The following is a 25,357-nucleotide window of genomic DNA, read 5'->3' as shown; positions in this document are numbered from 1 at the left end:
GCGAAACCCACACCACACCAACCCACCCTGACCAGCTAACCAACCACCCCCACACAACGGGGGAACCTCACAGGGGCTGTACGCCCCCGTCCTGGTCGTCCTCACCCGGGGTGAAGGGTTCCGTCCTCAATCGCCGGACGGGCTGGGGGGGGCGCCTGGCGGCGGGCTGTGGGGGTTGGGGGTGCCTCCTGTGTCCGGGGGGCTTGTCTTGGTGTGGGCTGCTCGGGGCAGGGTCTTGGGATTCTCGGGCCGAGGGGTCTTGTCCTGTGGGGGTTGGGGGGTGCTATCGGGGGTGACTCCTCAGCGTCGACGGCCTGAAGCTTCTTTGATCCGGCGTGCGGGTCTTGCCGTCGATCGCTTCCGGGGACACCCCCTGCGCGCCCCCACGCCCAAGCCCGGTTCCTCTTGCCCCCGGGGCGTGTGTCACGTGGAGGAACCAGGGGCGGGTTTCTTGGCCTTGCGTTTGCCTGTCCCTATGGGTTGGGACTCCGGGCCGGCTGTTGGTTGCCGGCGTCCAGACAGGAGATCTCGTACTCAAGGGTCGGACAGGCTCCGCGACTGGTCCTCTTCTGCCGAGACTGGCGTATATGCCCGCCCGCACATTGCCCCTAGGCCCCAGAGCGCAGGTACTTCTCCACCATGGGTTACAGGAATCCACTTCACGCCTACGCCATGTTCCGCAGAGCCCATCCCAGCCCCTCTGCTGGTTGGCACCAGAGCCCGCGCCCCCACCGGGGCACGAAGACCCCACAGTCACAGGAAGGTGGCACAGAGCCAGCCGCCGGGCGACCACGGCCCGACAGCGTCACCACCCGACCACAGAGCGCAGACGCCCATCAAACCCCCGTTAGCCCATCAATCCCCCGTTATGGGGGAAGTAGCGAGTTACCACCGTCACGGCACCCTCGTCACCGGTCCCAATACCGCCGCCGCTGGTTCCTCCGCAGGTCAGGGCCCTGGGGGCAAGGGGATGCAAGTGTCGGATGGGGGCGCGCAGGGGGTGTCCCCGGAAGTGATCGACGGCAAGACCCGCATGCCGGATCAAAGAAGCTTCGGGCCGTCGACGCTGAGGAGTCACCCCCGATAGCACCCCCCAACCACCACAGGACAAGACCCCTCGGCCCGAGAAACCCAAGACCCTGCCCCGAGCAGCCCACACCAAGACAAGCCCCCGCGCAAGGTCCCACCTCAGCCCGTCCGGCGTTTGAGGACGGAACCCTTGCCCCCCGGGCGAGGACGACCAAGACGGGGACGGTCGGCCCGTGTGGCCAGAGCCCCGACCACCAGCAGCCCCAGTAGCAGGAGGGGCTCCCCCAGGGGGCAACCCCAGCCCGTCCGGCGCTTGAGGACGGAACCCTTCACCCCCGGGTGAGGACACCCAACACGGGAACGTACAACCCATGCGCCCAGCCCCCCGACCAAAGGCACCCCGCCAAGGGAACCCTCAGCGACACAAAACGACCCCCAGCATTTCGCCGGGGGCCGTTCTGTGTGGGCGCACAAGGGGCTGTGCGCCGGGTTCAGGAGGTGCGGGGGTGCAGCTCATGAGGTCAGAGGGTGACGCCCTCGGAGCGCAGGTAGTTCACCGGGTTGATGGCGCTGCCGTAGTTCGGGGTGGTGCGGATCTCGAAGTGCAGGTGCGGGCCGCTGGAGTTTCCGGTGTTGCCGGAGAGAGCGATCTGCTGGCCGCCCTTGACCTGCTGCCCGATCTTCACGTCGACGCGGGAGAGGTGGGCGTACTGGGAGTAGGTGTTTCCATCGTGCTTGACCACGACGGCGTTGCCGTAGGCGGGGCCGTCACCGGCACCGTTCGGGCCGGCCTTGACGACGGTGCCGGGGCCCACGGACTTGACGGCGGTGCCGGTGGGCACGGCGAAGTCCTGGCCGGAGTGCTTGCTCGCCCACATGCCGCCGGCGTTGCCGTAGGTGGCGCTCACCACGTACTGGGAGACCGGCTTGGTCCACCCGGAGGCGGCCTTCTTGACGGCGACGGGCTTGGCGGCCTTCTTGGCCGCTACGGCCTTCTTGACGGCGATGGTCTTTGCGGCGGCCTGGGACTGAGCCTGGGCCTGTGCCGCGACGACGTTCGCGGTGCTGCTGACGGTGGCGGGCTTAGCGGCCGCCGTACCGGTCTCGGCGGCGAACGCAGCTCCTGTGCCGAGCACCGTCACGGCTCCCAGACCAGCAGCGACGACGGCGGTACGGGTACGAAGGGCGGACGGGCGGGGACGACGGGAAGTGACGCGCGACATACGGGACAAGCCTCCAGGCACAAGGGGACCCGGCACGAGGATTCGCATCGGGTGTTTGGCTATCCCTTGGTAACCGAAGCACCCACTTCACCTCAAACACCCCATCTACGACATTAAGCCGTAGTTGAATCATCCCAAATCGGACCCTTGACACCTTTCGATCATGATCGCGATGCGCATCGAAAAGTAGCTGCGGAATCCATGACGAAAGGGGTTTAACCGCATGTACGACCCCTGGCGTGCCCCGGGCCCTTCGACAGCAGGCCTCCCGAGACCACCCGCCCCGGCCGGAGGACCAAAGTCCCGAAGGGGGCATGTCCGCGTCCTCGTAGGGGCGGCCGAACAGCCCTCCTATTCCAGTTAGTAAGGCCGGATGGGCCTGTGTGCCTTGTCACCGGCCCAACGCCCTTTACCCGCCCGGAAAGTGGCCTGCGCCACTACCCTCAAGCGGGAATCACGGGGGTGGGGGCTATGAAGAGCAGCAGCGTGGCGCGGGTGGTCGCGGTCCATGGTCAGCAGCAGGGATCAGGGGTACTTCTGGGCCCCAGAACCATCCTGACCTGCGCACATGTCGTCGGCTCCGACCAGGTGGCGGTCGCGCATCCGACTCGGGAAGGGCGGGTGAGCTGCACAACGCTCTGGACGGGGGACCGCCATCTGATCGACGCGGCCATCCTGATCGCGGATCGGGACATCATCCCGGCAGATCAGCTTGGACGACTCCGCTGGGCCCGCCTGACCAGGGACGATGCCTTGGAGGGGTGCCAGACGATCGGTTTCCCCGGCCAGCAGCGCCACCGAAGGAACCACCTTGACTTCGGGCAGTACACAGGCCGTGTCCTGCCCGTCGCCGGCAGGCTGCGTGGCGCCCTCACCTTCTGGCTCGACCACTCCCCCGGCCTCCCCGATGAGCGCTCCCCGCTCGCCGGCCTCTCCGGCGCCCCCCTCTTCGCCGGCTCCGTGCTGCTGGGGATCGTGTCGAAGGTCCGCGGCACCGCCGGACACCAGCATCTGGAGGCCGTACCCGCGGAGGCGATCCAGCAGACCCTGCGGCGCACCTCGCTCACCGAGCTGTTCTCCACCCGGGGAACAGGCCCCGTCACTCCTGGTGACGGAGCCTCCGTGCCTGCGGTGTGGTGGCCCACCCCGGCCGAGAAGTCCCTCGCGGCGGCGTTGGCGCTGCCGCCCCTGGAGCGACTCACCAGCTTCCACTCCCGGGACTCCGCCTTCGAAGAGGGATACGCGGACGCCCTGCGGGCCCAGTACCGCAAGACCGAGGTCTTCGGCATCGATGAGCTGGGCATCAGCGAGGCGAGCTGGGACCTCGACACGGCCTATCTGAGCCTTGAGGCCACCGAGGTGGAGAGCGCGGAAGAGCCCCGGCCCGGCTCGCCGATCGACACGCTCTCCCCGGCACGTCCCCAGCGGGTGGAGAACCTTCTCAGCCGCCACCGCCATACGCTGCTCCGCGGTGAGGCGGGCGCGGGCAAGACCACCCTGGTGTGGTGGCTCGCCGCCCATGCCGCCGGGGGCACCCTCCCCACCGAACTGGACGAACTCAACGGCCTGGTCCCCTTTGTCATCCCCATGCGGAGCCTGCAAGCGCGGGGCGGCGGGTTCCCCACCCTCGACGAGCTCGCCCAGGTCGCCGAGCTCCCCATCGGGCAAGCCCCCCACGGGTGGGTGGAGCGCGTACTGGAGTCCGGACGCGCCCTGATCCTCGTCGACGGCCTCGATGAGCTCCCCCAGGCCCAGCGGCACAGAGCCCGCAGCTGGCTCACCCTCCTCCTCGCCAGGCATGACAACAGCCGCTGTCTGGCGACCGTGCGCCCCGGCGCGGTGGAGGCGCGCTGGCTGACGTCGGAGGGGTTCGCCGATCTTCTGCTGCTGCCGATGAGCGATGAGGACATCGACGCCTTCGTCATCGCCTGGCACCAGGCCGCCTGTCTGGAGTACACGCCACTCGACAGGATGCGGGCGGATGTCGAGGCAGGCCGGTTGCATGAGCTTCGACAGCGACTGCGACGGGAGTTCGCCAACAACCGGGTGCTGCGCGATCTCGCCCGTACGCCTCTGCTGTGCGCGGTGATCTGCGCACTCCACCGCAAGCGAAAGGGCACCCTTCCGCACACCCGGTGGGAGCTCTACAAGGCCACCCTCGACATGCTGCTCGGCAAGCGGGACAGCGGGCGCGGTATCGAAGCCCCCGAGGGCCTGACCATCGGCGTCGAAGAGAACAAACTACTGCTCCAACACATCGCCGTCTGGCTGGTGCGCAACGGTCAGACCCAGCTCACCCTGGAGAAGGCCGTCACCCAGATCGAGTTGGCGACCAGGAGCATGCGCCATGTGCGGGACCAGGGGAGCCCCGAGCGGATCCTCACCCATCTACTCAACCGCAGCGGACTGCTTCAGCAGCGCACCGGAGACGTCATCCAGTTCATCCATCGGACCTTTCAGGACTATCTGGCGGCCAAGGAGTTCTCCGACACCGACAGCGTCAGCGAGTTGCTCCGCCACGCCCATGACGAGCAGTGGCAGGACGTGATCCGGCTCGCCGTTGGGCACCTTGACCGCAGTCGGGTCGATGAGCTGGTCAGAGGCCTGATCGAGCGGGGAGACAGAGCGGCGGATGAGTCTGATCGCCGTTCGCTGCATCTCTTGGCCGGGTACTGCGCTTCATCCGCCGTCTTCCTCAACCACCACATCCTGGCCGCGTCGGAACAGCGAATCCGTGCGCTGATGCCGCCCGAGAACTTCCAGCAGGTGCATGCGCTGGCCTCGCTCGGCGCCTATGTCCTTCCCCTGCTCCCGGGACCGGCGAGAAACCCAGCCATCAGCAAGGCGGTGATCGAGACCATCGCTGCGGTGGGTGAGGAGGCGGGTCTCGATCGACTCCTGGAGTTCACCCAGGACCCCCATCCCCAGGTACGTCATGCCCTTGTCGACGCCTGGAGCAGTCTTCCGGCCGAGACATACGCCCGCCGGGTGCTCTCCCGGACTGATCTGGCCGACATCACGCTCACCGTCACCACCAAGGAGCAGCTTCAGGCCTTGGAGCACTGCGGCCCCTGCACCGATGTGTTCGTACGGGGCCCTCACTCCGCTGCGGACCTGGAGACCTGTCTCCCCCGTACCGGACTCACCCGCCTCGACGTCGTCTCCAACAGCGCGGTGGCCGATCTGAGCTTTGTCAGGAGTCGCGCCCCGATTGACCGTTTGACGCTGCTGGGCTGTTCCCAACTCTCCGACCTGGGCGAACTGGCCGAACGATCGTTCACCGATGTCGGCTTGGGTGGGGGGGAGTTGGCGCTGCCAGGGCCCTATCCGCGGATTGGGCTCCTCTATGTGTACGAAGAGAGCGCCATGGACTATGCGGCGCTGGCTCAGTGGAACACCGTGGAAGGGCTCTCTCTGCAGCCGCCCCAGCGCATGTCGTCCCTGGTCCGCGCCATCGAGGGTATGACCGCTCTGCGCAGGCTGACCATTTTCCAGTTGGAACTCCTCGACCTGGATGCGGCTGATACCGCCCCCCGGATCACCTCGCTGACCCTCAGCGCGTTGGACCGTCATCTCAACACCTCCGCGCTCGCCCGGGTCTTCCCCGCCCTCAACCGTCTGATGCTCAGCGTTCACGGCGTGCGGGAGTACGCGATCGACCTCACCCCGCTCCAGCAGCTTCCGGGTCTGACCATCGGCATCACGGCCAACGGCGTACGGCTCCAGATCACCGGCGCTGAGCCATTCGAGGGACGTCTGAAGGTCGTCACCGGCCAGTGAACGGCGGCGTCCTTCCCGGCCCCGCCCTCATCCGGAATGCTCCTGTCCATGACCAGATCCGTGATGGGCACCGACCGTCGCACCTCCCGCGTCCGCCCGCTCCTCACCGGGCTCGCCTGCGTCCTGACCACCAGCGTCGCCTTGACCACCCTCACCTTCAGCAGTCCCGCCGGGGCCGGTACCGCCGATAGCGGGCTCAAGGGGGCCATCGACACCCTGCTCGCCGACTCCCGGCTCGACGGCGGCGCGGCGGGGGTCGTGATCGCCGATGCCGATACCGGCGAGCGGCTCTATCAACGGGACGGCGGCGACCGTCTGATGCCCGCCTCCAACACCAAGATCGCCACCTCTGTCGCCGCCATGGGCGTCCTCGGACCGCAGTACCGCTTCGCCACCGATGTCCTGTCCACCGGAAGTCGGGACGGCGCCACCCTCACGGGAGACCTCTACCTCCGCGGCGGCGGCGATCCGACCACCCTCGCCAAGGACTACGACAAGCTCGCCGCCGCGGTCGCCGCGACCGGAGTCACCAAGGTCACCGGCCGGCTGAACGCCGATGACACCCGCTTCGACACCCAGCGGCTGGGCCGCTCCTGGGCCTCCGACGACGAGTCCTCGTACTACTCCGCCCAGACCTCGGCGCTCACCGTCGCCCCGGACACCGACTACGACTCCGGCACGGTCATCGTGGAGGCCGTCCCCGGCGCGAGGGCCGGGGACAAACCCAAGGTGACCTTGGTGCCGAAGACCGCCTACGTCAAGCTGGACATCAGCGGCACCACCGTCGCGGCCGGGCAGTCCGACACCCTCTCCGTCCAACGGCGACACGGCAGCAACACCGTCACCGTCAGCGGAACCATCCCGATCGGAGCGAGTGCCACCAAGGAGTGGGTGACCGTCTGGGAGCCCACCGGCTATGCCGCCGCGGTCTTCGCCGACGCCCTCGTGCGCCATGGCGTCAAGGTCGCGGGTACCACCCGGCTCGGCCGGACCACCCCCGCCACCGCCAAGCTGGTCACCTCGCACAGCTCCATGCCACTACGCGAACTGATGCACCCCTTCATGAAACTGTCCAACAACATGCACGCCGAGGCCCTGACCAAGGCCATGGGGCACAAGACCGCCGGGCGGGGCAGTTGGAGCGCCGGACTCGCGGCGATCGCGGCCCAGTTGAGCAAGGAGGGCGTCACCACCAGCACCGTGCGGCAGGTCGATGGTTCGGGGCTCTCCCGGATGAACCTCTTCCCCGCCGAACAGTTCGCCTCGCTTCTCGTCTCGGTACGCGATGCCCCTTGGTACGCCGACTGGTACGCCTCGCTGCCGCAGGCCTGTGGCCCCGACCGGGCCGCCGGCGGCACGCTCCGTACCCGTATGTGCAACACACCGGCCGCTCTCAACGCACGGGCCAAGACCGGCTCGCTGACCGGCGCCTCGGGACTCTCGGGGTACGTCAAGGACGCGGGCGGTCGTGAACTCGTCTACAGCATCATCCTCAACAACTATCTGGCGTCGTCGGTGAAGAGCATCGAAGACGCGATCGTGGTGACTCTGGCCCGCTCGGACACAGCCACCGAATCAGTCCCAGCCATCACTCCCGCCCTCTCCCGTACCACCGATCAACCCGCTGACCGGGAATGCTCCTGGCAGAAGCCGAAGTTCTGCTGAATGCTTCATGGCCCGGCCCGTAGCTGGGTACGGTCCGGGCCATGACCGACACCCACATCACCCACGACATCGAACTCGCCGACGCGATCGAGGCCGTCCGCGAACAGCTCATCGACGCCGCGACCCGTGCGACCGGCAAGCCCGTCCTCTTCGAAGTGGGGGACATCGAGATGGAGTTCACCATCGAGCTCCGCAAGGACGTCAGCGGTGGGCTGAAGGCGAAGGCGTGGGTGCTGGAGGCGGGCGCGGACATCACGCGATCGACCGGGCGTACCCACCGGGTGGCGTTCACCCTCAAGCCGAAGAACGCCCAGACCGGAGGCGGCTGGCTGGTCGGCAACGACGAGGACGCCAGCACCGGTGACTTCGGCGCGGTCGATCCTTACGGACACCGATGAGCCTGTTCGCCGGGGGGTCTCCGGGCCGTCGAGTGGTGGCCGTCTTCGGACAGCGCCAGGGCAGCGGTGTCATCATCACCCCGACCACCATCCTCACCTGCGCCCATGTCGTCGGCTCCGGCCACACCGCCGGAGTCGCGATCCCCAGCCGTACCGGGGTGGTCTACTGCCAGGTCGTCTGGTCGGACCCCAAACTCGACGCGGTTCTCCTCCAGAGCCCCAAGCGCCTGATGGTGAGCACCAACTGGGTGCTCAAGGAGACCCCGGTCCGGATGGGCGATGTCTCCGTCGACAGCCCGATACCGCACTGCGAGATCGTCGGCTTTCCCCGTATCCAGCGGTACGACGGCCAGAACCTCGACGTCGACCAGTACACCGGGACCGTGCTGCCGCTCGCGGGGATCATCCGCAAGACGATGGTGTTCGAGTTCGACAATCCACCCGCGGCCGAACCGACCGATGGCACCTCCCCCCTGGCCGGGCTCTCCGGTGGCCCCGTCTACTCGGGCGGCACCCTGCTCGGCATCGTCAGAGGGGTGCCCCACGGGCGCAACCACCGCAGGGTGGAGTGCGTGCCGGTGGGTCTCATCTTCTCCGATGTGCAGCTGCGCGAGTGGTTCGGGCGTCGCTCCGAGACCATGAGCCCACCCAGACTGGACCGGCTGGGACGCGCCAACCCCGACGACGCCCGCCATGAGGAGGAGTACGGGGAGGCCCTGAGCGCGGAGTACCGCAAGACGAAGATCTTCGGCTTGGACGAGCTGAGCCGGCGGGACTGCGAATGGGATCTGGACACCGCGTATCTGAGCCTGGAGGCCAGCCCACGCCCCCGCACCCCCCGCAGGTCGGCAACCGGTCCGCGGGCGCCCCGCCACTACTGGCAGCACCCGGAGATCGCCGAAGAGCACGGCAGCGGGCCCCAGCGGATCGAGGAACTGCTCGCCACCCGCTCCCGGGTCCTGCTGCGCGGTGACGCGGGCGCCGGCAAGACCACACTGATCTGGTGGCTGGCCGCACATGCCGCCGCGGGCACCCTCGATGACCGACTCGCCGAGCTCAACGGGCTGGTCCCGTTCGTCGTCCCCCTGCGCACCCTGCGCGCCCGGGGCGACGGCTTTCCCTCCCCGGCGCAGCTCGGTGCGGTCTCCCGGCTGATGATCGACGAGGCACCACAGGGCTGGGCGGGCCGGGTCCTGGAGGGCGGGCGGGCGCTGCTGCTGGTCGACGGACTCGACGAAGTCCCCCAGGACGACCGGGAGGAGGCCCATCGCTGGCTCTCCCAACTGCTGCGGCGCTTCCCCCGGACGCGGTGTGTGGTGACCGTGCGCCCACTCGCCGTCCCGCCCGACTGGCTCAACTCCGAGGGCTTCGAGGAACTCTGTCTGCTGCCCATGCAGGACGCCGACATCCAGGCGTTCACCGCCGCCTGGCACACCGCGGCCCGGCTGGACGAGAGCACCCCCGAGACGCTCAACGAGCTGGAACGGGGGCTCGCCCAGCAGTTCACCCTCAATCCCGCGCTCAGAGACCTCGCTCGGACCCCGCTGCTGTGCGCCGTCATCTGCGCCTTGCACCGGCTGCGCCAGGGCTTTCTTCCCGACACCCGGTGGGAGCTCTACCGGTCAGCGCTGGAGATGCTGCTGGGCCACCGGGACAAGCGCCGCAAGGTCGGTACGCCCGAAGGCATCGTCTTGACCGTCGAGGAGAACCAGCAGCTGCTTCAGCGGATCGCGGTGTGGCTGGTGCGAGGCGGGCAGACGGAGTTCACCCGGGACCAGGCCGTGCACCAGCTGGAGCGGGCCCTGGTAGGAATGCCGCAGGTCCGGCGGCAGGGCACACCCGAGCAGACCCTCACCCATCTCCTCAACCGCAGCGGTCTGCTCCAGGAACGCTCGGACGGCATGTTCCAGTTCGCGCACCGCACCTTCCAGGACTTCCTCGCGGCGAAGGAGTTCATCGAGGGCGATCAACTCAATGAACTGCTCCGCCACGCGTCCGAGCAGGAATGGCACGACGTACTGCTGCTGGCGGCCGGCCACTGCTCCCGGCGTGATCTACCCGTGCTGGTCAAAGGGCTCCTCGCCGCCGGCAAGGCCGCACGGCGCCAATCGGACTCGGAACGCACCGCCCTCTACGTCCTTGCGGCCCTCTGTGCCCAGCACGCCGCCTGGCTCGACGAAGTGACCCACCGAAGGGTACGAGAGGCGATCAAGGACGTCCTCCCGCCGAGCAGCGCCAGAACGCGCAGCCATCTGGCTCGGCTGGGCCCCTATGTGCTGTCCCTGCTACCGGACCCGCAGTCCCAGGATCCCGCGGCGCGGGAACAGCTCGCGGAACTGATCAGCACGATCGGCGGCAGTGCCGCCATCCCCTACGCACACCGGCTGGCGCTCTCGGCCGAGGGCTCGCAGCACAACCAGTTCCTCCTCACCCGGGACTGGTCGCAGTTCCCACCCGAGGAGTACGCGCGTGAGGTACTCGCCCATCTCGACCTGGACAGCATGCCGGTCTACATGGCCCATGAGGCACAGCTCGCCTCACTTCAGCTGCTGCCGCGCGCTCGCCTCATCGCGGTGGGGGGACCCATCTCCCCGACGGCCCTCGCCGACGGGCTGGGCCCGGGGAATCTGTTCTCCGTCGCCCTGGACAACAATCCGCTGCTCACCGATCTCCGCCCGCTCCTCGGCTGTGCGGGCACTCTGACGCAGCTGACCATCGCCCGCTGTGTGCGGATGCGGGACTTCACCGCGCTGACCGCACTGGAATCGCTGGAGGAGCTGCATCTGATCGAGGTGCCGATCTCCACCGCCGATCTCGCGGTACTGGCCCGGGTCTCCCGATTGCGCAGGCTGGTGCTGCGAGCTCCGATCGTCGCGCGGGAGGAGAGCCTCGACTTCACCGCACTCCGCGCCCTCCCTCAGCTGAAGATCGCGCTCAGTGGGCTGGAGGACGCCCGCATCCTGGGCAGAGCCGCCATCGACGACCAGTTGGACCTCTTTGTGGACCCGGAACTGCCCGCCACGCTCCAGCAGGGCACCGGCCGACCGGCCAGCCCGCGGAGACGGCTCATTCGCTAGCCCTCTCCCCAAGCGGTGAGACCCCGGGCACGGCGGCAGCCGGCGGCCCGGGTGAGCGAGCGGGGGCTTCGCCGAGCGGTTTCGGTTCACCGGACCACCGGACCGCGCGCTCGACCTCGCCAGCACTCTGGAAACACCGAGAAAGGGTCTGCCCCGGACCGTACGACGTACGGAATCCGGGGCAGACCCTTTTTGCTTAAGGCACCTCGCGGAGGCTAGGCCTCCTTGGAGAGGTTAGGCCCGGCACCGCCCGCAGCCTGCTCGATCGGCGGGACGTCCGGCAGAGCGGACTTCTCCTCGCCGCGGAAGGTGAACTTCTTCTCTTCACCCTCACCCTCGGAATCCACGACCACGATGTGACCGGGGCGCAGCTCACCGAAGAGAATCTTCTCCGAAAGCACGTCCTCGATCTCACGCTGGATCGTCCGGCGCAGCGGCCGGGCACCCAGCACCGGGTCATAGCCCTTCTTCGCCAGCAGGGACTTGGCCGAGGCACTCAGCTCCAGGCCCATGTCGCGGTCCTTGAGCCGCTCATCCACCTTGTCCACCATGAGGTCGACAATCTGAATGATGTCTTCCTCGGTGAGCTGGTGGAAGACGACCGTGTCATCGACACGGTTCAGGAACTCGGGCCGGAAGTGCTGCTTCAGCTCTTCGTTGACCTTGACCTTCATCCGCTCGTAGTTCGACTTGACGTCGCCCTGTGCGGCAAAGCCCAGGTTGAATCCCTTGGAGATGTCCCGGGTCCCGAGGTTGGTCGTCATGATGATGACCGTGTTCTTGAAGTCCACGACCCGTCCCTGGGAGTCGGTCAGTCGACCGTCTTCCAGGATCTGGAGAAGGGAATTGAAGATATCGGGGTGGGCCTTCTCGACCTCGTCGAAGAGGACGACCGAGAACGGCTTCCGGCGCACCTTCTCGGTGAGCTGGCCACCCTCTTCGTAACCCACGTATCCGGGCGGGGAACCGAAGAGACGGGAAACCGTGTGCTTCTCGCTGAACTCCGACATGTCGAGGGAGATCAGGGCGTCCTCGTCACCGAAGAGGAATTCGGCGAGCGTCTTGGACAGCTCGGTCTTACCGACACCGGACGGGCCGGCGAAGATGAACGAGCCACCGGGACGCTTCGGGTCCTTCAGACCCGCACGCGTACGGCGAATGGCCTGAGAGAGCGCCTTGATGGCGTCCTTCTGGCCAATGACGCGCTTGTGCAGCTCGTCTTCCATGCGCAGCAGCCGGGAGGATTCTTCCTCGGTGAGCTTGAAGACGGGAATGCCGGTCGCCGTGGCCAGGACTTCGGCAATGAGCTCGCCGTCGACCTCGGCGACGACGTCCATGTCGCCGGCCTTCCATTCCTTCTCGCGCTTGGCCTTCGCAGCGAGCAGCTGCTTCTCCTTGTCGCGGAGGGAGGCCGCCTTCTCGAAGTCCTGGGAGTCGATGGCCGACTCCTTGTCCCGGCGCACGCCCGCGATCTTCTCGTCGAACTCGCGGAGGTCCGGCGGTGCGGTCATCCGGCGGATGCGCATCCGGGAGCCGGCCTCGTCGATCAGGTCGATCGCCTTGTCCGGCAGGAAGCGGTCCGAGATGTACCTGTCCGCCAGGGTCGCGGCCTGGACGAGGGCCTCGTCCGTGATGGAGACCCGGTGGTGGGCCTCGTAGCGGTCGCGCAGACCCTTGAGGATCTCAATGGTGTGCGGCAGCGACGGCTCGGCGACCTGGATGGGCTGGAAGCGGCGCTCCAGGGCCGCGTCCTTCTCCAGGTGCTTGCGGTACTCGTCGAGCGTGGTGGCGCCGATGGTCTGGAGCTCACCACGGGCGAGCATCGGCTTCAGGATGCTGGCCGCGTCGATGGCGCCCTCGGCGGCACCCGCGCCGACGAGCGTGTGCAGCTCGTCGATGAACAGGATGATGTCGCCGCGGGTGCGGATCTCCTTGAGGACCTTCTTCAGGCGCTCCTCGAAGTCACCGCGGTAGCGGGAGCCCGCGACCAGGGCACCGAGGTCCAGGGTGTAGAGGTGCTTGTCCTTGAGGGTCTCGGGCACCTCGCCCTTGACGATGGCCTGGGCCAGGCCCTCGACGACCGCCGTCTTGCCGACGCCGGGCTCGCCGATGAGCACGGGGTTGTTCTTCGTACGACGGGACAGCACCTGCATGACCCGCTCGATTTCCTTCTCGCGCCCGATGACCGGGTCGAGCTTGGACTCTCGGGCCGCCTGGGTGAGATTGCGGCCGAACTGGTCCAGGACGAGCGAGGTCGAGGGTGTGCCCTCGGCCGGGCCGCCGGCGGTGGCGGCCTCCTTGCTTCCCGAGTACCCGGAGAGCAGCTGGATGACCTGCTGCCGGACCCGATTCAGGTCGGCGCCCAGTTTCACGAGGACCTGGGCTGCGACGCCCTCACCCTCGCGGATCAGGCCGAGCAGGATGTGCTCCGTGCCGATGTAGTTGTGGCCCAGCTGAAGGGCCTCGCGGAGCGACAGCTCCAGGACCTTCTTGGCACGGGGGGTGAAGGGGATGTGCCCGGACGGGGCCTGCTGGCCCTGACCGATGATCTCCTCCACCTGCTGGCGGACCGCCTCGAGCGAAATCCCGAGGCTCTCCAGGGCCTTAGCGGCGACACCCTCACCCTCGTGGATAAGGCCCAGGAGGATGTGCTCGGTGCCGATGTAGTTGTGGTTGAGCATCCGGGCTTCTTCCTGAGCCAGGACGACAACCCGCCGCGCGCGGTCGGTGAACCTCTCGAACATCGTTAATCGCTCCTCAGAGCGGTCAGGCAGTAAGGGGTCGGTCCCCTCCCTGTCCTTCCGCAGCTTAGTCCCGCAAGCGGGGACCGCTCATTCCAACTGCCGACACCCGTTTGTGGCCTCCAGACCCCTGAACGCCGACAACTGCTCCAACCCGATGGTGCGAGACGATGTTCCCGCAGGCCAGGCAGTTACCCTCACCATCAGTACGCCGATGGCGAACGTAAAGGCTCCCCGCGAGCGTGTCGCCCCTTCCCACTAGGGATGTCTTACCCGCAAGCACTGACAGTCCATGCGGCGCACACCGGTTCCCTCCGCTACGGGCGAACAACCTTCCGCCCCCGAATGCTCCCGAACACCCCCATCCCCGACACAATGAGCAACCGATGACCCACTCTGCGTAACCCTGAAGATAGGTCAAGAGTTCCCGGGATATGCCTTACACCGTTCCGTCCCCCCGTACGTCCCCCGAGGACGCCACGCTCCGGCAGCGCGAAAAGAAGGCGCGGTGGGTGCGGTGGTACGAGACGGAGCTGGGATGGGCAGTAACAGCCGACTCAGGCAACACAGAAGTCACGGCCCAACCAAATACCTCGGGAGACGGCGCAAGCCTCAATCTTCCCGCGGTGTGGCTGCGTACCGGGGTGCGTTTCGATGTACTGGAATTCCCGGCCGAGGTGGGTGCGGCGGTACTGGGCCAATCGCGAATCTCCGGGCCTGTGGCGCTCGCAGGCCCCCGCCGGGACCGAATGCGACTCTTGGTGGCCGCGGGGAGCGCTGAGGAACTTCCAGGGCTGCTGGACTGGCTGGAATGGGGTGGGATCACCCTGGATCTGACCGCCATGGGTGCGGGAGGGGAAATGGTCGCCCCACCCCCACCTGGCTGGCCCGGCTCTCGGGAGGCCGCCGTCTGGCTGCGACCCCCCGTGCCGGGCTGTGAGGTGGAGCCGACACTTCCGGCCCTGGCGCCCTGGGGGCGCGGGATCGGAACCGGCCGGGGCCATGGCCCCGATCTCGTACGACTCCTCGATGTAGTGGCCTCCGAGTGCCACCGCATCCGTTTGCTGGGTACGAATATCCGCACGACCGCGGGAACGAGCGCGTAGAAATATGCGGCCTGCGAATATCCGGCCGATTAAGACAGGCGCTACTCAGCCGTTGGCCTTCTCGTAGGCCTCGCGGACCGTGGCGGGGACACGCCCGCGGTCGTTGACCTCGTAGCCGTTCGACTTGGCCCACGCGCGGATTTCCGCGGTGTCCTTGTTACCACTCGCCGCCGCCCGGCCCTTGCCCCGCCCCGAAGCGGCGCGGCCACCCGTGCGCCGCCCGCTCTTGGCGTACGGGTCAAGCAGCCCGCGGAGCTTGTCCGCATTGGCGGTGGTGAGGTCGATCTCGTAGGTCTTGCCGTCCAGAGCGAACGTGACGGTCTCGTCCGCCTCGCCGCCGTCGAGGTCGTCGACAAGAAGGACCTGAACCTTCTGTGCCACCGGATTTCCTTTCATCGAAAATGCAGTACGCGGAAAGGAAACCGCTTTTCCTTGGAAAACACAAACCCTTGGCAGACGTTCAGATCCTCAAGAACGCGGGAAACATGCGCGATTCGGACATAGGGTTCCTCGGTAAGTGGTGATCACAGGTGCAGAAGCATCCGACTGTTGCCCAAGGTGTTCGGCTTCACGCGTTCGAGCCCGAGGAACTCGGCTACGCCCTCATCATAGGAACGCAGCAGCTCGGCGTAGACATCTCCGTCGACTGGTGTCTCACCGATCTCGACGAAGCCGTGCTTGCTGAAGAAGTCGACTTCGAAGGTGAGGCAAAAAACCCTACGCACCCCCAGCCAGCGCGCTGTGTGCAACAGTTTGTCGAGCACCTGATGACCGATGCCGGTGCCCTTGAAGAGGGGATCGACAGCAAGTGTGCGTACTTCTGCGAGGTCTTCCCACATGACATGTAGAGCACCGCAGCCGACGACAGTACCGTCTTCGTCCCGTTCCGCGACCCAGAACTCCTGGATGGCTTCGTAAAGAGTCACTGTTGCTTTGTCCAGCAGGATGCCTTCGGTCACGTACGGATCGACCAGTCGACGGACCGCGGCCACATCGCCGGTCCTGGCCCGTCTGACGGTGATGGCATTTGCCGCTGCATTAGACATGCATCGACGCTATCGCCCCGAGGTTGTCCGACCACCGGCGGGATGGTCGCCGTGAACTGCGTCTTGGTCGGGAACAGCGTCATCATGTGGAACTGGGTCTTCGGCGAGAACTGAGTCATCAACGGCCGGAACGCTGTCTTCGGCCAAAACGGAGTCATCACCGCGAACCGTGTCATCGGCTTCGGTAGCGGGTGCGCCTTGTCCGGTCGCGTTCGGAACGGGGTCGCCCTGAACCATCCGCACAGCCGCTTCCAGTGACTCCCGCTGTTCGGACGACATCATGCCGAAGAAGGCGACAAGGGCGGCGGCGGGGTTGTCGCTCTTGGACCAGGCGTCGTTCATCAAGGCCGCGGAGTAAGCGGCACGGGTGGAGACCGCGGTATATCGATAGGCGCGGCCCTCGACTTCCCTGCGAACCCAGCCCTTCTGATGGAGATTGTCCATTACCGTCATGACCGTCGTGTACGCGATGGACCGTTCCTGTTGCAGGTCTTCCAGAACTTCCCGGACGGTGACCGCCCGGTTCCATTGCCAGACCCTTGTCATGACGGCGTCTTCGAGCTCTCCCAATTGGCGGGGCACAAACCCACCATAGTGGGAGAAGTCGGAATGCCGGGTAATGACGTAACAAAAAGGACGTACGGCTGACGAGGAAGTCCGCCGTACGTCCCTACGCCCGAGCCGTAGGCCCGGATGGCATCAGCTGGTCAGCTGGGTGACCCGCTCCGGCGAGCGGCCTCCGCGCGAGCGATCGTCGCGTCCGCGATCGCGTCCTCCTTGGACTTGTTCGGGCCGCCCTGACTCTTGACGATCGTCACGATCAGAGCGGTGAAGAGGGCGGCCATCACCACGGGAGGCACAAGCGCGGATACGTAGTCCATGCCTCCCAGAGTAACTACCCGGCGGCGCGCTCCTCCGGTGGGGGCACGGGGCGACGGCGCGGCGGAAAGACCTCGGAGGGCTTGGGCACCGGGCGCTCGCCGGGGGCGGGCTGAGCGGGCTCCGGCTGAGCGGGGGCCGGCTTGGGCTGCGGGCGGGGCTCCGGCTTCGATCCGGAATCTCGCTCATCGGCCGACCGCCCCCCGGGGAGCGCCAGCAGCCGGGTGCGCGGGGCGGGGGTGGTCCGCTGGGCGAGCCTGGCCCTTACGGACCGCTCGGCCACCGACTGGCAGCGCTCCAGCACGGCGGCGGCGAGGGAGTTGGCGCGCAGGGCCCGCAGGGCGGCGAGGTCATCGGGGACGGGATCGTAGCCGGCGGCGAGGGCGTCCTGGAGCAGCGCCAGATAGCCAGTCATGGAGCCGGGGAGAGCCTCGCGGTAGCGGGCGAGATCGGCGAGGAGGAAGGCGCGCAGCCGCCCGGCCTCGGATGCTGCCTCATCAAGGGATTCAGCCAGGCGCAGACAGTCCTGGATGTCCTCATCGGGCAGGGGGCTGGGATGGAGGGCGACGGCGAGGGAGCGTCGGAGCACACGCAGCTCGTCTGCGCTGAAGGCCATGCCGCCGCGGGAACCGTATGGCGTGGGCATGGAGTGACGATACGTGCGACTTAGACAAAATCGACTTAATGCGGGCAGTTTGGGCGCGGCGCGATCTGCCCAGGCGGGCCGGTAGCCCACCGGGCCCTCCGAAGCCGCCCAAGCCGCCCGTGGCGGGCCTTCCCGCCACCGTGCTCAGATCAGATCGACGTGCGGGCCGTGGAAACGCGGGAGATGACGTGCTGGCCGCGGGGCTGTGGAGGCTCTGACGGGCTGGGCGGACCTGCCGGGACCGGGTGTTGTGTCATGGCACCCCTGGCGCCGCCGTCCCACCCACCACCGCCCACCGCCCACCGCCCATGACGTCTTCCGCTGTGGCGCGGTTCTGTTCGTCATGTGTCGGACGGGCCGGACTGCTGGGTCCTGGCGGGTACCGGGTGGGAGGGCGGTCGGGTGGTCGGACCGGCGACGAACGGTCGACGGTGGGTTCTCCTCCAGCGGATCGAGGGCGGAGCCAGCCGGGGTCACATACGGGAGACATTTCGTTCATAGACCAGCCGGAGGCCGATCAGTGTCAGCCAGGGCTCGTGCTCGTCGATCTCCGATGACTCCCCCAGCACCATGGGTGCCAGACCACCGGTCGCGATGACCGTGACCTCATCCGGTTCCGCCGCGGCCAGTTCGGTCTTCATCCGGCGCACCACCCCGTCCACCTGTCCCGCGAACCCGTAGACGATGCCCGACTGCATGGCTTCGACCGTGTTCTTGCCGATCACGCTCCGCGGGCGGGCCAGTTCGATCTTGCGCAGCTGGGCACCCTTGACTCCGAGCGCCTCAACCGAGATCTCGATGCCGGGGGCGATGACTCCGCCCACGTACTCGCCTCGGGTGCTCACCGCGTCGAAGGTCGTCGCCGTACCGAAGTCCACGACGATCGCCGGCCCCCCGTACAGGTCCACGGCCGCCAAGGCATTGATGATGCGGTCCGCTCCGACCTCCTTGGGGTTGTCCATCAGGATCGGCACCCCGGTCTTGATGCCCGGTTCGACGAGCACGGCGGGCACATCGCCGTAGTAGCGGCGGGTCACCTCCCGCAGTTCGTGCAGGACGGAGGGCACGGTGGAGCAAATCGCGATGCCTTCGATGCCGTCGCCCAACTCGACCCCGAGCAGGGGGTGCATCCCCATCAGCCCCTGGAGCAGGACGGCCAGTTCATCGGCGGTGCGGCGGGCATCCGTCGAGATGCGCCAGTGTTCGACGATCTCGTCGCCGTCGAAGAGACCGAGGACGGTGTGGGTGTTGCCGACGTCGATGGTGAGCAGCATCAGAACTCAGCCTCACGTAGGTCGAGTCCGATGTCGAGGATCGGAGCCGAGTGGGTCAGCCCGCCCACGGCGAGGTAGTCGACGCCGGTTTCGGCGTACGCGCGGGCGTTGTCCAGGGTGAGGCGGCCCGATGATTCGAGTACGGCCCGACCATCGGTCAGGGCGACCGCCTCCTCCGTCTCGGCGGGGGTGAAGTTGTCCAGCAGGATCAGATCGGCGCCCGCGTCCAGCACCTCACGCACCTGGTGCAGGGTGTCCACTTCGACCTCGATCGTGAGATCGGGATAGGCCTCGCGGACGGCCTTGAAGGCGTTCGCCACCCCGCCCGCGGCCACCACGTGGTTGTCCTTGACGAGGGCGGCGTCGGAGAGGGACATCCGATGGTTGACCCCGCCACCGCAGCGCACCGCGTACTTCTCCAGGGCGCGCAGGCCAGGGGTGGTCTTCCGGGTGTCCCGGACCTTCGCCGCCGTCCCCTCCAGGGCATCCGCCCAGGCGCGGGTCGCGGTCGCGATGCCGGAGAGGCGGCACAGGATGTTCAGCGCGCTGCGTTCGCCGGTCAGCAGATCGCGGGTGCTGCCGGTGACCGAGAACAGCGTCTGGCCGGCCGCCACCTGATCGCCGTCGTCGACATGGCGCTCCACGGTGAACTCGCGGGTGGCCGCGACCGAGAGCACCGCCTCGGCGATCTGCAGACCGGCGACCGTGCCGGCTTCGCGGGCGGTGAAGTCAGCGGTGGCCACGGCGTCTTCGGGGACGGTCGCGGCGCTGGTGACGTCCACTCCGCCATCAAGGTCCTCGCTGAGCGCGAGATAGGCGATGTCTTCGATCTGTACGGGGTCGAGCCCGGCTTCGACGAGTAGCGCGGCCAGCGCGGGGTCAAGTCCGCACTCGTACTCCTCCTCGTCGGCGCCATGGGCGCAGCCGCAGGAATCCCCACAGCCACCGCCGTCGGATTCGGCGGCGGCTCCGATCTGGATCAGCGGTACATCCACGGGGAGTGGACGTTCTTCGGGCGTGCTCACGGCTGGGGCTCCCTGGGGAGGTGGGGGACGGTCGGCGGGGCGACGGGCTCGGCGTGGTGCTCGGGGAGTGCGCTGAGGGCCGTCGGAGGAAAGGCGGTGTGCTCGGTGCGGGTGACCACGAGCGAGCGGTCGGGGGCGATACGGACGACGAGATGGCGGTGCCACGCGGTGTCGTCCCGGTCGGGGTGGTCCTCGCGCCAGTGGCAGCCGCGGGTCTCTGCGCGCTCCTGTGCCGCGGCCGTCAGCACCCGGGCGACACAGAGCAGGTTGGAGGTCTCCCAGGAGTCGACACCGGGTTCGGCGTTCTTTGCCCGGTCACCACTGACCGCCGTGCTGTGGACCGTTTCCAGTGCTGCCGCGGCATCCCGCAGGCTCTCGGCAGAGCGCAGCACACCGGCACCGAGGGACATTATTCGCTGTATTCCGGCTCGGGCGTCGGGGTCGATCAGCGGCAGTACGCAGGGTGTGTCCGGCAGCTGGGGCGGTCCGGCGGCCAGGGCGCCGAGCGAGGCTCGCTCGGCGATGTCGGCGGCGATGCGCTCGGCGAAGACCAGGCCCTCCAGGAGGGAGTTGGAGGCGAGTCGGTTCGCCCCGTGGACTCCGGTGCAGGCGACCTCACCGCAGGCCCAGAGACCCGGCACGGTGGTGCGTCCCTGGAGATCGGTACGGATGCCGCCGGAGGCGTAGTGGGCCGCCGGGGCGACCGGGACGGGCTCGGTGACCGGGTCTATGCCATGGGCGCGGCAGGCGGCGAGGATGGTGGGGAAGCGGTGCTCCCACATCTGGGCGCCGAAGTGGCGGGCGTCCAGATACATGTGGTCAGCGCCCTGCTCCCGCATCCGGCGCATGATCGCCTTGGCGACGATGTCGCGGGGGGCGAGTTCCGCCAGCTCATGCTGCCCGACCATAAAGCGGATACCGGCCGCATCGACGAGATGGGCGCCCTCGCCCCGAACCGCCTCGGAGACCAGGGGCTGCTGGCCCTCCGAGTCCGTACCGAGGAAGAGCACGGTCGGATGGAACTGGACGAACTCCAGGTCGGAGACCTCGGCGCCGGCGCGCAGCGCGAGCGCCACACCGTCACCGGTGGAGACGGCGGGATTGGTCGTGGCGGAGAAGACCTGGCCCATGCCGCCCGTGGCGAGGACGACGGCCGGGGCGTGGACCGCTCCGACACCGTCGTGCTGGCCCTCACCCATCACATGGAGGGTGACTCCTGCCGTACGGCCTTCGGCGTCGGTGAGCAGATCGAGCACCAGCGCGTTCTCGATGGTGCGCAGCCCGGCGGCGAGGGCCGCTTCGACCAGGGCGCGGGAGATCTCCGCGCCGGTCGCGTCACCGCCCGCGTGGGCGATCCGGCGGCGGTGGTGGCCGCCCTCGCGGGTCAGTTCTATCTCGCCCGCCGCGGAGGTGTCGAAGATCGCTCCGGTGGCGATCAGACGGTGCACGGCTGCGGGGCCCTCGGTCACCAGGGCGCGTACCGCCTCCTCGTCGCACAGACCCGCGCCGGCGATGAGGGTGTCGTGGAGGTGCTGCTCGGGGGTGTCGCCGTCGCCCAGCGCCGCGGCGATGCCGCCCTGTGCCCAGCGGGTGGAGCCGTCGTCGAGTCGGGCTTTGGTGACGACGACGGTGGAGAGCCCCGCGGCGGCGCAGCGCAGGGCGGCGGTCAGTCCGGCGACACCGGAGCCCACGACGACGACGTCGGCGGCGATGGACCAGCCGGGCGCGGGCGCGTGCAGCCGTATGCCCGTGCCGGACTGGTGGGGCGTGCTCACGAGGTGGCTCCGAACCTGAGGTGGATATTGTCGATCAGCCGGGTCGCGCCGACCTTGGCGGCGACGGCGAGGATCGCCTCGCCCTCGTAGTCATCGGGGACCTCGGTGAAGGTGTCCGGGTCGACGAGGGCGAGATAGTCGAGGACGAGCGGTGGGGTGGCGCGCGCCGCGTCATCGAGGACCGCGCGGGCGGCTGTCCGCGCGGCATCGGCTCCGGCGGGTGCGGCATGGGCGACGGCGGCTGCGTCTGCCGCGGCGCGTGCCTCGCCGAGTGCGGTGAGGGCGGCGGCACGAGTGGGATTGCCGGGTGTCTCCTCGGCGCGGGCGAGCAGGGCCTGCTGGGCGGCGAGACGATCGTGGGCCGCGAACAGTGCGCGGGAGAGGGCGAGTGCCGTTCCACGCTCGGCGGCGGAGAGGTAGCGGTTGCGGCTGGACCGAGCGAGCCCGTCGTCCTCGCGCACGGTCTCCACTCCCACGATCTCCACCGGGAGATTGAGATCGCGGACCATACGGCGGATCAGGGCGAGCTGCTGGGCGTCCTTCTGGCCGAAGAACGCGAGGTCGGGCCGGGTGAGATGGAGCAGCTTGGCGACGACGGTGAGCATGCCGTCGAAGTGCCCGGGGCGGGTGGCTCCTTCGAGGCGCTCCCCCATGGCGCCGGCGGTGATCCGCACCTGGGGCTGTCCATCGGGGTAGATCTCGTCGACGGATGGGGCGAAGACGATGTCGGCCCCCGCCGCCTCGGCCAGGACGAGATCGGCGTCGAGGGTGCGGGGATAGCGGTCGAGGTCTTCGCCCACGCCGAACTGGAGCGGATTGACGAAGAGGGTGACGACCACGAATCCCTTGGGACCCACGCGCTCGCGGGCTGCCCGGATCAGGGCCGCATGCCCCTGATGCAGTGCGCCCATGGTCATCACGACGGCGGTGTGGCCGGGGGCGGCGAGGTGTTCCAGGACGTATCCGAGATCGTCCAGGGTCGGTACGAGCTCGAAGGCGGCGGGTCGCGAGGTGATGGAGCCGAGCGAGCGGGCGCGGGCCGGCATGGGGTCCTCGGATGCCTCGGCAGTGCCAGAGGTGCGGAAGACCGCTGAGGTCGCGGGCCCCAGGGGATTGAAGGCGGAGGGGTTCACGGCCGGTCGCCCCCCAGGGGCTGATCGCCGTCCGCCAGCACGCCCAGCAGATCCTCCGCCAGCTCCGGCTTGAGCAGACCGTGGGCCAGCGCACGGTCCGCGGTGGTGCGTGCCATCGCCAGATAGCCGGCGACGGCCCCGGGCGCGTGCTTGCGCAACTCGGCCACATGAACGGCGACGGTCCCGGCGTCACCGCGGGCGACCGGCCCGGTCAGAGCCGCGTCCCCGGATCGCAGGGCGTTGTCCAGAGCGGCCCCGAGAAGGGGGCCGAGCATGCGATCGGGGGCCGAAACGCCTGCCGTGCGCAGTAGCTCCATCGACTGGGCGACCAGGGTGACCAGGTGGTTCGCGCCGAGGGCAAGGGCCGCGTGATAGAGCGGACGGGATTGCTCCGCGATCCACTCGGGCTCCCCACCCATCTCGATGACCAGGGCCTCCGCGGCGAGCCGTAGCTCACCGGGGGCAGTGACCCCGAAGGAGCAGCCAGCCAGCCGCTGCACATCCACGCTGGTGCCGGTGAAGGTCATCGCGGGATGCAGCGCGAGCGGCAGGGCTCCGGCGCGGGTCGCCGGTGCCAGCACCTGCACTCCATACCGCCCGGAGGTGTGCACCAGCAGCTGACCTGGGCGCACGGCGCCCCTGTCCACCAGCCCCTCGACCAGTGCGGGCAGCGCGTCATCGGGAACGGTCAGCAGCACCAACTCGGCGCGGGCGAGAACATCCTCGGGCGGGACGATCGGAACATCCGGGAGCAGGACGGAGGCCCTGCGCACGGATGCGTCGGAGACGGCTGAGACCGCGACGGGGCGATGCCCGGCGAGCTGGAGCGAGGCGGCGAGGGCGGGTCCCACCCGGCCCGCTCCGACGACCCCGACGGTCAGACGAGCCGGGCGATCCCGCGGGTCGAGTGGCTCTTGTGGTGCTGTCGCATTCACGCGGTGCAGGCCTTCCGTTCCAGTCCGCGGTGGGTACCGGACGATGTCCCGTCATGCTACGCCAGCACCGCTCACCCCCCTGTGGTTGTCCACAGGCTGTGGGCGGCGCCACTCCGCCTCACCCTCGGGGATGATCGTCGGATGACCGAGACGAGCGAGCAGGACGAAAGGCGGCGCAGGCGAGCCGCATGGCGAGCTTCGGACCGGAAGCTGTGGCAGTCGCCCGCGGAGCATCGCATCGGCGAACGGTTGACGGCGCTCGCTGCGGACGCGGGACGGGTGTACGACCTGGATGAGCCGATCGACTCCTACGGCAATGGAGTGGTCGAAGCGCTGGAGGCGCGGACCGCGGCACTGCTGGGTTTCCCCGCCGCCGCCTTCTTCCCGACCGGCACGATGGCGCAGCAGGTGGCGCTGCGCTGCTGGGCGGGACGGACGGGGAACAACACGGTCGCCCTCCATCCGATGGCACATCCGGAGGTCCATGAGCGGGGTGCGTTCGGCGTGCTGAGCGGCTTGCGCACGGTCCATCCCGTACGGGAGCCGAGACTGCCGACGGCCGATGAGGTCCGGGACTTCGATGAGCCCTTCGGTGCCCTGATGGTGGAGCTGCCGTTGCGGGAGCCCGGGTTCTTGTTGCCGTCGTGGAGCGAACTGGTGGCGGTGGTCGAGGCTGCCCGGGAGCGCGATGCAGTGGTGCACTTCGACGGCGCACGGCTATGGGAGTGCGCCCCGCACTTCGGCCGTCCGCTCGCCGAGATCGCCTCGCTCGCGGACAGCGTCTACGTCTCCTTCTACAAGTCGCTCGGCGCGATGTCGGGCGCCGCGCTGGTGGGCCCCACCGAGCTCATCGCCGAAGCCCGCGCCTGGCGGCACCGCTACGGCGGCCAACTCTTCCAGCAGTACCCGGCGGCGCTGTCGGCCCTGCTGGGCCTGCAACGGGAGCTACCGCGGCTGCCGTCGTACGTCTCGCACGCGAAAACGGTGGCCGAGGCCCTGACGGATGCGTTCCGGAAACGCGGTGTGCCCTGGTTCCGGATCGTTCCCGAGGTTCCCCACACCCATCAGTTCCATGTCTGGCTCCCCTACCAGGCGGATGAACTGGAGGAGGCCGCGGCGGCCCAGGCCGAGCAGACGGGGGTGACGCTGTTCCGCGCCTGGTGGGCTGCGGAAGGCTCGCCACCAGGCATCTCGGTCACCGAACTGACGGTGACCGCACCGGGCCTTGAGTGGACCGCGGACGACGTACGGTCGGCAGCCCGCGAGTTCCTCAGCCGCCTGAGCTAACCCCCATCTCCACCAACCACGGCCCTGGACACCCTGCCCCAACCACCAGCCCGGAGACACTCGGCCCACCCCAGCCCCGGGACAGGACCCGGCACTTCCTCAGGGTCCTTGATACGGGGGCGAGTGCCCGGGGCCAGGGGTCCCGGGCTTGAGTGTGCGGGGCCTGAGTGTGCGGGGCTCGGAGTCCCGAGCTTGGGCTCCCGGGTCGGGGGCCCGGGGCTTGGGGGCCGGGGGCTTGGGGGCCCGGGGCAGGGCTCCCGAGCTTGGAGTCCCTGAGGTTCCCCCGGGATGCGGGGGGTGGTGATAGCAGGTCAGATGGGTTTTATGAGAGGAACCCA

18 protein-coding genes are annotated in these 25,357 nt (G+C 68.4%); 6 read left to right on the top strand and 12 right to left on the bottom strand.

Annotation, left to right across the window (positions count from 1 at the left end; translation table 11 throughout):
* Nucleotides 1-1,550: 1,550 nt before the first annotated feature.
* Entirely contained in the window at nucleotides 1,551-2,252 is a 702-nt protein-coding gene (locus NBG84_RS38295) for a M23 family metallopeptidase (protein ID WP_250924339.1), read from the bottom strand.
* A 471-nt stretch (nucleotides 2,253-2,723) separates the two neighbouring features.
* On the opposite strand from NBG84_RS38295, the gene NBG84_RS38290 reads away from it, so the two are divergent.
* Genes NBG84_RS38290 through NBG84_RS38275 form a run of 4 tightly spaced genes read left to right on the top strand, consistent with a single transcriptional unit; the run spans nucleotide 2,724 to nucleotide 11,172 of the window.
* A complete protein-coding gene (locus NBG84_RS38290) occupies nucleotides 2,724-6,032 on the top strand; it encodes an NACHT domain-containing protein (protein ID WP_250924338.1) in 3,309 nt (1,102 codons plus the stop codon).
* Nucleotides 6,033-6,080: 48 nt separating this feature from the next.
* Nucleotides 6,081-7,697: a D-alanyl-D-alanine carboxypeptidase/D-alanyl-D-alanine endopeptidase gene (gene dacB, locus NBG84_RS38285; RefSeq protein ID WP_250924337.1), complete on the top strand. Its 1,617-nt coding sequence runs from the start codon at nucleotides 6,081-6,083 to the stop codon at nucleotides 7,695-7,697.
* 41 nt (nucleotides 7,698-7,738) lie between these two features.
* Nucleotides 7,739-8,095, top strand: a complete 357-nt coding sequence (locus NBG84_RS38280) for a trypco2 family protein (RefSeq protein ID WP_250924336.1) — start codon at nucleotides 7,739-7,741, stop codon at nucleotides 8,093-8,095.
* Complete coding sequence (locus NBG84_RS38275; RefSeq protein WP_250924335.1) at nucleotides 8,092-11,172, top strand: NACHT domain-containing protein; 3,081 nt, start codon at nucleotides 8,092-8,094, stop codon at nucleotides 11,170-11,172. Before NBG84_RS38280 ends, NBG84_RS38275 begins: the two co-directional genes overlap by 4 nt.
* Nucleotides 11,173-11,387: 215 nt before the next feature.
* On the opposite strand, the gene NBG84_RS38270 is transcribed toward NBG84_RS38275, so the two are convergent.
* On the bottom strand, nucleotides 11,388-13,916 hold the full coding sequence (locus NBG84_RS38270) for an ATP-dependent Clp protease ATP-binding subunit (RefSeq protein WP_250924334.1): 2,529 nt from the start codon (nucleotides 13,914-13,916) through the stop codon (nucleotides 11,388-11,390).
* 431 nt (nucleotides 13,917-14,347) lie between these two features.
* Here NBG84_RS38270 and NBG84_RS38265 point away from each other — a divergent pair, with 431 nt between their 5' ends.
* Nucleotides 14,348-15,019 carry an SCO3374 family protein gene (locus NBG84_RS38265; RefSeq protein ID WP_250924333.1) on the top strand — a complete coding sequence of 224 codons (672 nt, stop codon included), beginning with the start codon at nucleotides 14,348-14,350 and terminating at the stop codon, nucleotides 15,017-15,019.
* A gap of 45 nt (nucleotides 15,020-15,064) precedes the next feature.
* Here NBG84_RS38265 and NBG84_RS38260 read toward each other — a convergent pair whose 3' ends face one another.
* From NBG84_RS38260 to NBG84_RS38215, 10 genes are all read right to left on the bottom strand, one after another.
* On the bottom strand, nucleotides 15,065-15,400 hold the full coding sequence (locus NBG84_RS38260) for a histone-like nucleoid-structuring protein Lsr2 (RefSeq protein ID WP_250924332.1): 336 nt from the start codon (nucleotides 15,398-15,400) through the stop codon (nucleotides 15,065-15,067).
* A gap of 143 nt (nucleotides 15,401-15,543) precedes the next feature.
* Nucleotides 15,544-16,065, bottom strand: coding sequence for an amino-acid N-acetyltransferase (locus NBG84_RS38255; protein ID WP_250924331.1), 522 nt, complete (start codon nucleotides 16,063-16,065; stop codon nucleotides 15,544-15,546).
* 9 nt (nucleotides 16,066-16,074) lie between these two features.
* Complete coding sequence (locus NBG84_RS38250) at nucleotides 16,075-16,611, bottom strand: BlaI/MecI/CopY family transcriptional regulator (RefSeq protein ID WP_250924342.1); 537 nt, start codon at nucleotides 16,609-16,611, stop codon at nucleotides 16,075-16,077.
* A 161-nt stretch (nucleotides 16,612-16,772) separates the two neighbouring features.
* On the bottom strand, nucleotides 16,773-16,946 hold the full coding sequence (locus NBG84_RS38245) for a hypothetical protein (RefSeq protein WP_250924330.1): 174 nt from the start codon (nucleotides 16,944-16,946) through the stop codon (nucleotides 16,773-16,775).
* Between the two features lie 14 nt (nucleotides 16,947-16,960).
* Nucleotides 16,961-17,560: a hypothetical protein gene (locus NBG84_RS38240; protein WP_250924341.1), complete on the bottom strand. Its 600-nt coding sequence runs from the start codon at nucleotides 17,558-17,560 to the stop codon at nucleotides 16,961-16,963.
* A gap of 503 nt (nucleotides 17,561-18,063) precedes the next feature.
* Entirely contained in the window at nucleotides 18,064-18,864 is an 801-nt protein-coding gene (locus tag NBG84_RS38235) for a type III pantothenate kinase (protein WP_250924329.1), read from the bottom strand.
* Nucleotides 18,864-19,889: a carboxylating nicotinate-nucleotide diphosphorylase gene (gene nadC, locus NBG84_RS38230; RefSeq protein ID WP_250924328.1), complete on the bottom strand. Its 1,026-nt coding sequence runs from the start codon at nucleotides 19,887-19,889 to the stop codon at nucleotides 18,864-18,866. Before nadC ends, NBG84_RS38235 begins: the two co-directional genes overlap by 1 nt.
* Nucleotides 19,886-21,664, bottom strand: a complete 1,779-nt coding sequence (locus NBG84_RS38225; protein ID WP_250924327.1) for an L-aspartate oxidase — start codon at nucleotides 21,662-21,664, stop codon at nucleotides 19,886-19,888. The genes nadC and NBG84_RS38225 overlap by 4 nt, the downstream gene beginning before the upstream one ends.
* Nucleotides 21,661-22,710: a pantoate--beta-alanine ligase gene (panC, locus tag NBG84_RS38220; protein ID WP_425608779.1), complete on the bottom strand. Its 1,050-nt coding sequence runs from the start codon at nucleotides 22,708-22,710 to the stop codon at nucleotides 21,661-21,663. Before panC ends, NBG84_RS38225 begins: the two co-directional genes overlap by 4 nt.
* 83 nt (nucleotides 22,711-22,793) lie before the next feature.
* Nucleotides 22,794-23,732 carry a Rossmann-like and DUF2520 domain-containing protein gene (locus tag NBG84_RS38215; protein ID WP_250924326.1) on the bottom strand — a complete coding sequence of 313 codons (939 nt, stop codon included), beginning with the start codon at nucleotides 23,730-23,732 and terminating at the stop codon, nucleotides 22,794-22,796.
* 141 nt (nucleotides 23,733-23,873) lie between these two features.
* Here NBG84_RS38215 and NBG84_RS38210 point away from each other — a divergent pair, with 141 nt between their 5' ends.
* A complete protein-coding gene (locus NBG84_RS38210; RefSeq protein ID WP_250924325.1) occupies nucleotides 23,874-25,019 on the top strand; it encodes a threonine aldolase family protein in 1,146 nt (381 codons plus the stop codon).
* Nucleotides 25,020-25,357 lie beyond the last annotated feature (338 nt).

Origin of the sequence: Streptomyces albipurpureus (genome assembly GCF_023701525.1) — a bacterium.
Classification (GTDB): Bacteria; Actinomycetota; Actinomycetes; order Streptomycetales; family Streptomycetaceae; genus Streptomyces; species Streptomyces albipurpureus.
Note: the sequence above shows the minus strand (reverse complement) of the source record. Positions and strands in the feature narration are given on the sequence as shown.